The organism is Treponema sp. R80B11-R83G3, from assembly GCF_054786115.1.
The window spans coordinates 1-2,590 of sequence record NZ_BDHF01000610.1; the positions used below are offsets into that span (position 1 = coordinate 1).

The window sequence follows — 2,590 nt, forward strand, 5'->3', positions numbered from 1 at the left end:
CCATGCACTAATGATTTATGCGGTTGAGTTTTATCGCACACCACCGAATAAATAAAAACGGCAGGTAAAGACCAATCCCTAGCCTCGTCAGTTTTGCGTAACTTGTAAGAAAAATCCCTAAGCCCGATATAAACAAACCGCTTTCTTCCCGACCCCTTAACGTCTTGTATCCCTTTTTCGTCAATGTAAAAAACAAACCGCAAGAAATACGGCAATCCCTCGCCAAGAGAAAAATAAATATTTACTTGCGAACCATACCCAACGCCAGAATATAAATAAATACCCAATGAGTTATCGAGTAATATTTCCCCTCTTGATGAAGTTCCCCCCGCAACTTCCTTTAGTCCGTAAAAATTAGCCTCGATAATATCTTGCTCAAAAACGCTCTCAAAATGCCCCGCAACTTGAATTTCAATCCGTAACCGTACAGGCTTGTCAGCAGCGGCAATCGTCTCTTGCAGAGCATTATCAATATCATAAAATTTCATTTATCAAACTACCCCCATATATCGCCCTTGCTCTTATCATTCTTTTCATTTCTCATTTCTCATTTCTCATTCCAAACAACAACCGCCCTCTGTAAATACCTCCGCACTAATATTTCCCGAAACAAAATAACGCAATGGGCTAATAACCGCTTCACTTGTATTTACTTCCGTCTCATCAGAAACTAAAACAATCTTTGAAATCGTTATGCGAAAAGTACCAAAAAAACGGTACTCGTAATTATCCCTAATCAATTTAGCGGTAATTATCATTTCATTAATAACGGTCGGTAATTCAGTTCCACGTTGCAAAGACCTTTTAATCATTAATTCAGTTTTAGTGCCACCCTGTTTTTTTGATGTAATAGTAACGCCATAAATATTTGTGTATTCCTGTCCATTTATTTTGTAAGTTACATTATCACTTTTAAATATTTCCCCTTGTTCATTTAGAAATACATCTGTATATGGAAAAGCCCTGGGCTTTCGCTCTCCAAAAATATCAAGTTTCAGTTTTACATTTTCCCCTCTCATTATCCGCAGTTCATAACTGGAAACACGGCAACCCTCAAAAAGCATACGTTCATTTTTTCTGTCTTGTATTACATCAAATATTTCTGTATCTTCCATTGGTAAAAGATTTAATTCATACTTAAATAAATTCCGTGTTTCAGAAACAAGCACAGGCTCACTTGCCGACCCCATAGCCAGATACAACAAAAGCGGAGCAGTCCCTATTGTCAATGGCGTAACAACGCACCCTGTAACACCGCAAATTTTTTGCAACCCACGACAAACAAATGTAGGATTTTCCCCAAAAGCCTTACAAACCGCATAAGCGTAACCGTAACAAAACAATTCGCTATCCGCAGTTTCCGGCACTGTAAAAGCAATCGTTAAAGAATAAGCGTCCAAAAAAATAATCCGTTCTTTTTCCGTCCGCTCACATTCCGATAATTTAACCACAGGAACAACAGCGTTATTTTTTATAAATGTTTCAAACTCGATAATCGGCACTAGTACCTGCCACCTGTCTAAAATCTCATTAACTTGCTCTTTCAAAAGACGTTTAACCGCCCCGATAATCGCTTCTTCAATAATTAATTCGCCGTTATCTGTCATATTGTTTTCCTCCTGTAAGGTTCTAAAAGTATTTTCACATTTTCAGGCATAGACAATTCAAAATGTTCTCCCTGTATTCCCGCACCCTTGATATTTCCGCTCATGCCAATTCGCCGTCCCTTGTATCGGTTCATGTTCCATGACGCTAATTCCAAACACGCCGCTTGTAGATCAGCCGGCACAAAAATTCTTCCCTCTCTGTTATCATTCAAATCTTCCTGTTCATCGTTTGTCTCTGTTTCTTCATTTCTCATTTCTAATTTCTCATTCCTAATTTCATACCCTGCCAGATACACAACCTTAATAACTTTACAGCCCATTCTTGCCACCGCAGGGGAAAACTCTATCGTAAATGGAATATCATCATCAGTGCCGCAATCAGGATAAATACGGTAAAAATCAGGCTCTATCAATTCCCCGACATTCATTGATAATTGACCGCTACCCAAAGCGTATAACGCCAGTATTTCACTTACAGGGTATTCTTTAAGCGTTATGTGCAAACCTTCAAATAATTCGTTATTTTCAAAATACTTTTTCCGTAACAGTTTCCTCTTGCAGTATTGCTCAATAGTCAGCGTTGAAGTTACAAGGCAAAACTTTGAAAGTTTATCCTCTCGGTCATCAATTCCTAATACCGCCTTAAAGTCATCAATGGGAATGAGGGAATATAAAGGGCTTTTATTTACAGTATTTTGCTCTGCCATATTAAAATGTTAGGTAATTTGGGTTTATATAGATACTGTTGTTTAGTGCAACTTTCGGGGTTTTGCAAAAAAAACTGCGTTTTTTTTGCTTAGGAGTTTTGCCAAAGAGCCATTTACAGTATTAATTACCTTTTTTTAATCTGTTAAGACACAACGCTTTTTTATGATTGCTTGTATTTGGCAAAACTCCAGACTAAAAGTACGCTACCTATAGCGGTGGACGGGAGTATATCGACACTATGAAAAAGTGGTGTCAGTTACAAGTTTATTTTACCA

At 37.8% G+C, this 2,590-nt stretch carries 2 protein-coding genes and 1 pseudogene; all 3 read right to left on the reverse strand.

The window, feature by feature from the left end:
• A pseudogene (locus ACYVRH_RS16795) lies at nucleotides 1-488 on the reverse strand (hypothetical protein); the annotation flags it as partial.
• Between the two features lie 66 nt (nucleotides 489-554).
• Nucleotides 555-1,607, reverse strand: a complete 1,053-nt coding sequence (locus ACYVRH_RS16800) for a hypothetical protein (protein ID WP_461257994.1) — start codon at nucleotides 1,605-1,607, stop codon at nucleotides 555-557.
• Entirely contained in the window at nucleotides 1,604-2,314 is a 711-nt protein-coding gene (locus ACYVRH_RS16805; RefSeq protein WP_461257995.1) for a hypothetical protein, read from the reverse strand. Before ACYVRH_RS16805 ends, ACYVRH_RS16800 begins: the two co-directional genes overlap by 4 nt.
• Between the last annotated feature and the right edge of the window lie 276 nt (nucleotides 2,315-2,590).

Excerpts from the sequence above, each read along its gene's own strand:
- ACYVRH_RS16805 (WP_461257995.1), bottom strand. The coding sequence starts at position 2,314 with ATGGCAGAGCAAAATACTGTAAATAAAAGCCCTTTATATTCCCTCATT.
- ACYVRH_RS16800 (WP_461257994.1), bottom strand. The coding sequence starts at position 1,607 with ATGACAGATAACGGCGAATTAATTATTGAAGAAGCGATTATCGGGGCG.